This is a genomic window from Nocardia aobensis NBRC 100429, from assembly GCF_000308375.1.
Lineage (GTDB): Bacteria > Actinomycetota > Actinomycetes > Mycobacteriales > Mycobacteriaceae > Nocardia > Nocardia aobensis.
The window spans coordinates 74664-80950 of the sequence record NZ_BAFQ01000062.1 but is presented as its reverse complement, the minus strand read 5'-3'; the positions used below and the strand labels follow the sequence as shown (position 1 = coordinate 80950).

Below are 6287 nucleotides of genomic sequence, written 5' to 3'. Positions count from 1 at the left end.
TGGGCCGGGTGCTGCTGCGGTGTGCGTTCCGCTTGCGTCCAGGGCGGTTGGACCCGTAGTGGTCTCGGGTCCGGGGTTGAATCGGCGGTGTTCTCGGTCTCGGTGGACGTGTCGGCCGGTGGTGCGCTCGCTTCCGCGGGGGTCGATCGTTCCAGGAACCGCAGCAGCTCCACCGGGAACGGGAGCACCAGGGTCGAATTCTTCTCTGCGGCAACCTCGACGACGGTTTGGAGCAGTCGCAGCTGCAATGCCGCCGGGGCGGTCGCCATCCGTTCGGCGGCGTCGGTCAGCTTGCGCGAGGCCTGGAGCTCGCCTTCGGCGGTGATGACGCGGGCGCGGCGTTCGCGTTCGGCCTCCGCCTGCCGCGACATCGACCGTTTCAGCGATTCCGGCAGTGCCACATCCTTGATCTCCACCCGGTCGATATGCACGCCCCAGGCGAGGGCCGGGCTGTCGATCATCAACTCCAGACCCTTGTTCAACTGCTCGCGGTTGGACAGCAGATCGTCGAGTTCGCTCTTGCCGATGATCGACCGCAGCGACGTCTGCGCCACCTGCTCGACGGCGAACAGATAGTCCTGGACCTCGACCACCGCCTGCGCCGGGTCGATCACCCGGAAGTACACCACCGCGTCGACCCGCACGGTCACGTTGTCGCGGGTGATGCCCTCCTGGCCGGGCACCGGCATCGTCACGACCTGCATCGGCACCTTGCGCATCTTGTCGACGAACGGAATGAGCACCCGCAACCCCGGTTTACGCACCGCCCGCACCCGCCCGAACCGGAACACCAGCCCGCGCTCATACTGCTGAACCACCCGCAATCCGGTGCTGAAGGCGATGCCGGCGCACACCGCCCCCGCCCCCACGATGAATGCGGCAAACGTCGCAACGTCCATAGCGTCACCACCATGCGAAACGCCCGGCACGCCCGCGACCGGGCTCCTGCCATCGATCATGGCACCGTTGCGCCGAGCGGGCTATTGCCCTCTCGTGTGGCGCACGACCGGCTCACCGGGCGGAGGACGGGTCGCGCGGTTATCGTCCGCTCATGCTGTTCGTCGTCATCGCCGCCGTGGTCGGCATACTCGTCTGGATCTCGGTCGCGGCCGTCCGCCGCGAAATATCGCCCTCGGCGCGCCGCCGTCGATGGCAGGCCGGTGATAAGAGTGGTGGCGGCCGCAGATCCAGCGGAAGCGATTGCGGCGGAGGCGGTTGCAGTACGGCCGGTTGTAGTGGGGGCAGTGGTTGCAGCGGGGGCAGTAGTTGCTCAGGAGGCAGTAGTTGTGGCGGGGGCAGTAGTTGTGGCGGGGGCAGCAGTTGTGGCGGTGGGAGTAGCAGTTGCGGTGGGGGAAGCAGCAGTTGTGGTGGCGGAAGTAGTTGCGGTGGGGGGAGTAGCTGTGGCGGTGGCAGCAGCAACTAGGTCGAGACACACATCGGGGGTTTGCTCTCGGGCGACCCGGCCGAAAGTTGGAAATCGTGGCCGAAGCCGGCCGGGAACGCACGAGGCCGACCCGCAGGTCGCCGATTGCCCTAATCTCTTCGCGCTGGCCCGAGTAAATGCGGCCGGAGTATGTATGGGGGAAATGTCCGTGCCGAGGCATGTTCGCTGTCGCCGCCACCGCGAGCGCGCGGGCTCGGAGGCTCCGACTGAACCCGGCAGCCGACAGTGCACACGCGGGTTTCCGGCAGATCCGGCCCGTCGTCACGCAGGGGAGCGGTGCGGTGAGCCGGCGGTGATCTCACCCAGGGCGGTTTCCACCTCGGCGACCCGCTCCGGTGGCACGCCCCACGGATTATCCACTCCCACAACGGTGTCCAGATCCCACAGCACACACTCCTCGCCCGGGTCGGCGACGATGGACCAGGCGACGACGGTGCGGCCGAGTTGAGTAGCCATCGGCACACCGCTGCCGCCGCCGTAGCCGTCTCCCTCGGGGAAATGGTGCAGGAACCGGCCGTACGCGGCATCGCAGAAGTCGCGATATCGCTTGGTGCACAGGATCAAACCGTGCCATGCCTCGTCCACGGCATGGGACGGCATTCCGATCACCTGATCGTCGGCCATTGCCGCACCGCAGCACCGCAACCATTGCCGCAGACCGGTTTCCACCACGTCTCGCGGCTGCCAGGGACAGGTCTTGAAGACGGCCTCCGGCAATCGCAGCGCATCGACGGCACGCCGGGTGCGGACCGGATCGATACGCCGGAAACGGGACAGCACCGGCCCACGGTACGGCGGAATTTCGGTGCGGGACAACTCCGGTGCCCGCGGGCCGCGTGCTTCTCATCGAGCGGGAGTGTCGACGGTGGCGGAGTCGCCGTCCTTCTCGCCCCGGGTGGCCAGCAGGCTGGTCACGGTCACCGCGCCGAGCACCACCACGATCACCAGCAGCGAGGCGGCGGTGGGGATCTCCGGTAGCCAGTCCCAGTAACCGTGTGCCCAGTGCAGCACCAGTTTGACGCCGATGAAGCCGAGGATCACCGCCAGGCCGTAGGCGAGGTGGACGAGCCGGGCCAGGACCGCCTGCAGGACGAAGTAGAGGGCGCGCAGACCCAGCAGGGCGAAGGCGTTGGTGGCGAACACCAGGTACGGGTCGCCGGTGACGCCGTAGACGGCGGGCACCGAGTCGATGGCGAATACCAGGTCGGTCGCCATGACGGCGGTGACCACCAGGGCGAGCGGGGTCAGGGCGCGGCGGCCGGCCTCCCGCACGGTCATCTTCGTGCCGCGGTAGTCGTCGGTGACGGGCATCAGTCTGCGCATCAGGCGCACCGACCGCATCCGGGAGATGTCCACGTCCTGTTCGTGCCCGGTGACCGCGTCGCGGATCAGCTTGAGCGCGGTGAGCAGCAGAATCGCGCCGAACAGCAGGAACGCCCAATCCAGCGAGGCGAGCGCGGCCGCGCCGACGGCGATGAAGATGCCGCGCAGCACCAGCGCGCCCACGATGCCGAACAACAGCACCCGTTGCGCCAGCACCGCCGGGACCGCGAAGGCCGCCAGCAGCAGCATGAAGACGAACAGGTTGTCCACCGAGAGCGACTTCTCCAGCAGATAACCGGTGATGAACTCCGTGGCCGGCTTCGACCCGAATCCGGCCCACAGAATGCCGAAGAACGCGACCGGCAGCGCCAGGTAGAACACGGTCCAGCCGACCGCCTCCCGCATCGACACCTCGTGCGGTTTGCGGGTGACGACGAAGTCCAGCGCGAGCAGCACCAGCACACCGGCGATGGTGGCGACCCACAGCCACGGACTGCCGATGGTGTGCAGCTGTTCGGCTGCGAGAACGGACGAATTCACAGGTCTCCTCGGGTATGCGAAAGCACCCGAGGTCTCCTTCACCCGATATCCGGGTGGCCATCCGGGGATCCCGACGGCGGAATCCGTACTGACCGGTGTGGCGCTTGGGAAGTACTCCCCTCGGAAGCGAGGATAGCGAAACCTTTGCCCGAAAACCAAGCGATCCGGACGAATGTGACCGGTCCGACCGCCGCCCGCGTCACCTCCGCGGGCTGAGCACCACGACCGATATGGGCCGATCGGTCATCTTCTGATACTGCGTGTACCGGCCCTTGTTGACCTTGTCGACCAGCGTCCACCGCCGCGCGTACTCGGTGTCCTCCGGATATGTCGGCCGCGCGGTCACCGGAATCCGCCGATGCCCGACCTGGATCTCACACTCCGGCGCCGCCTTCACATTCGCCAGCCACCCCGGCGGCCGCGGCGACCCGCCGTTGGACGCCGTCACCAGATAGTCGTCACCGTCTCGCGCGTAGGTCAGCGCACTGGTCCGCTGCTGCCCCGTCTTACGCCCCACCGTTCGTAACAACAGGGTGGGATTTCCGAACAGCAGCCGGTGGCCCACATACCCGTCCGACTTCTCGTAGATCCACTGATGAGCCCGCAGCGCAGTGGAAAACAAATCAGCCATCCCACACCTCCGATCAGGCAAACCCTTTGCCCAACCCTAACCGGCGCGGAGCGCGAAAGCCCGCAACGAGATTCAGCCGCACCCCGTGCATGAGCGATCCGGGATGCGGCTGTCGACCGCTCAGATCTTGAAGCGTCCCGCGAAGCTGCGCAGCGGCAGGTCCGCGCTGGTGATGATGCCGGGGGGAGCGGCGACTACGGATCGGATGGCGTTCAGGGCCGGCAGGCCGGTGACGGTCATGCCGATCGAGGCGAAGTTCTCCGGGTTCGACAGGTCGAATCCCTTGCGCGGGAAGATCATGTGCTTGCTGTAGATGTTGGGGTCGCCGGTCACCTGAGTGATGTAGCAGCCCTTGATCTCCCACGACGGATCGGTGTGCGGCGTCATCTGCCATTCGAGATGGGTCTCCACGCGCGCGACGCCGTCGACCATGCCCTGATACTTGATGTAGTTGGCGCCGAGCGAGCCCTTCGGCATGAAGTACCAGCCGAGGTCGACGTCCTTGGTGCAAGCGCCGAGTTCGTAACTGAACTTCACCTCGTCGAGCTCGAGGCCGAAGGCGTCGGCCATGAGGTAGACCGAGTCGGCGAACACCGCGGTGTACCGGTAGAGCGAGTCCGGGATAGTCGGGTCGTCGATCGGGCGGCCGTAGCCCACCGCCTTCCAGGTGTCGACGGAATGGTGGCAGGAGACGTCGACCGATTCGGTGACGGTGACGTTCTCGATGTCGGCGACGTCCGCGGTGTGCACGATGCCCAGGATCTGGCACAGGCCCGGGTTCATGCCGGTGCCGTAGAAGGTGGCGTTACCGCGCTCACAGGCGGCCTGGATCACCTCGCTGACCTTGCGGCCCGAGGGATGGGCGTGGTTGGTGTCGCGGTGGAAGCCGGTGATCCAGTCCGCGGTGGTGACCACGTTGATGCCCGCTTCGAGCACCTTCTCGTAGAGGTCTTCGTCGGGGAAGACGCCGTGGAAGGTGAGCACGTCGGGTCGCGCGGCGATGATCTCCTCGACGGTGCCGGTCGCGGTGACCCCGATGGGGTCGAGGCCGACGATCTCACCGGCGTCGCGGCCGATCTTCTCGGGCGTGTAGCAGTGGAGTCCGACGAGTTCGAGATCCGGATGGTTCCGGATCCGGCCGATCATCTCGGTGCCGAGATTGCCGGTGGCGACCTGGAATACCCGGATCGTGTCGGAGGTGCTCATCGCATGCCTTTCGGTGTGTTCGGTGACGGTACTCGAGCGGTCGCGTCGGCCGCGGGATGAACAGCCCCGCTGTGGGATGGGCGCGGGTCGGTACCCGCGGGGCCGCCGTCGGGATAGAACTGCCGCGCCCATTCGCGCAGCGCGGTGAATCCTTGAAATTCCTTGCGGCTCAACGCGGGTGGGTCGGAGTAGCGCTGGTGCGCCCAGATGTCGATGTCGGCCTGGAACTGGTCGATGACGAAATCGGCCATCGTCTTGCCGTATCGGGTGATCTCCGGGCTGTCGTCGCCCGGCTTGCGTCCGATCCACACGGTGAACCGGACGTCGGAGGTGCTTTCGTCCACCGGGGTGACCGCGGGCATGGTGCGGTTGTCGACCATGCCCCAGCTCTTGGTGATCGAACAGCCCAGCCCGGCGTTGATCGACTCGACGCCGCTGTTGACGTCCGATTCGCTGGCGCCCTCGTCGAAGGCGATGGTGAAGTCCACGTAGGAGACCGGGCCGGAGAAGTCGTGGCGGGTGAACTCCGGCACGAACGGCGTCTTGTGCACGACCTTGAAATGCGCGAAGTCGACGCCGTTCTCCATGATGTACTGCGGATGCAGTTCCAGCCCCGGCCGGAACAACGTGGCCGCGGGCACCGGCGGATAGTAGTCGGCGGCGGTCCTGTCGTCGCCGAACGCCTCGAAAATATCCGGCACCTCGAAATACGGTGCGCGACCGTCGATGTCGTACCAGATCCACACCGCCTCGTTGCGTTCGACGACCGGATAGCTGCGGATGCGGCGGCCCTTGTTGGGATGTGACTCGTAGGGGATGCAGACGTTGCGCCCCTGCCGATTCCACTCCCAGCCGTGGAACGGGCACACCAGGTTCTCGCCGTCGACGCGCCCGCCGTAGCCCAGGTGCGCGCCGAGATGTTCGCAGTAGGCGTCGAACACCGCCAGCTGCCCCGACGCCGAACGCCACGCGACCATCTCGCGGCCGAAGTACTTCATCTTGTGGACGGCGCCGACCGCGATTTCCGCACACCAGGCGACTTGGAACCAGCCTGTCGGCTCCATCGGCAGGGGTGGCTTTGCCATCTCGATCCTCCACGTTCGGCGAGGGCCGCACATCGCGGCGCGGACCGCTGAACTCGGG

At 66.6% G+C, this 6287-nt stretch carries 6 protein-coding genes; all 6 read right to left on the bottom strand.

Annotated elements, in window-relative coordinates:
• Positions 1-899 (bottom strand): slipin family protein (locus RJ03_RS08590; protein WP_083870678.1); only part of this gene is annotated, 899 nt, incomplete at its 3' end.
• Between the two features lie 806 nt (positions 900-1705).
• A complete protein-coding gene (locus RJ03_RS08585) occupies positions 1706-2224 on the bottom strand; it encodes a UCP032817 domain-containing protein (RefSeq protein WP_036499915.1) in 519 nt (172 codons plus the stop codon).
• 63 nt (positions 2225-2287) lie between these two features.
• On the bottom strand, positions 2288-3307 hold the full coding sequence (locus tag RJ03_RS08580) for a TerC family protein (protein ID WP_036499850.1): 1020 nt from the start codon (positions 3305-3307) through the stop codon (positions 2288-2290).
• A 199-nt stretch (positions 3308-3506) separates the two neighbouring features.
• A complete protein-coding gene (locus RJ03_RS08575; protein WP_036499849.1) occupies positions 3507-3938 on the bottom strand; it encodes a nitroreductase family deazaflavin-dependent oxidoreductase in 432 nt (143 codons plus the stop codon).
• Between the two features lie 120 nt (positions 3939-4058).
• Positions 4059-5144 carry an NAD(P)H-dependent amine dehydrogenase family protein gene (locus RJ03_RS08570; protein ID WP_036499847.1) on the bottom strand — a complete coding sequence of 362 codons (1086 nt, stop codon included), beginning with the start codon at positions 5142-5144 and terminating at the stop codon, positions 4059-4061.
• A complete protein-coding gene (locus tag RJ03_RS08565; RefSeq protein WP_051024473.1) occupies positions 5141-6229 on the bottom strand; it encodes a Rieske 2Fe-2S domain-containing protein in 1089 nt (362 codons plus the stop codon). Before RJ03_RS08565 ends, RJ03_RS08570 begins: the two co-directional genes overlap by 4 nt.
• Positions 6230-6287: the final 58 nt, after the last annotated feature.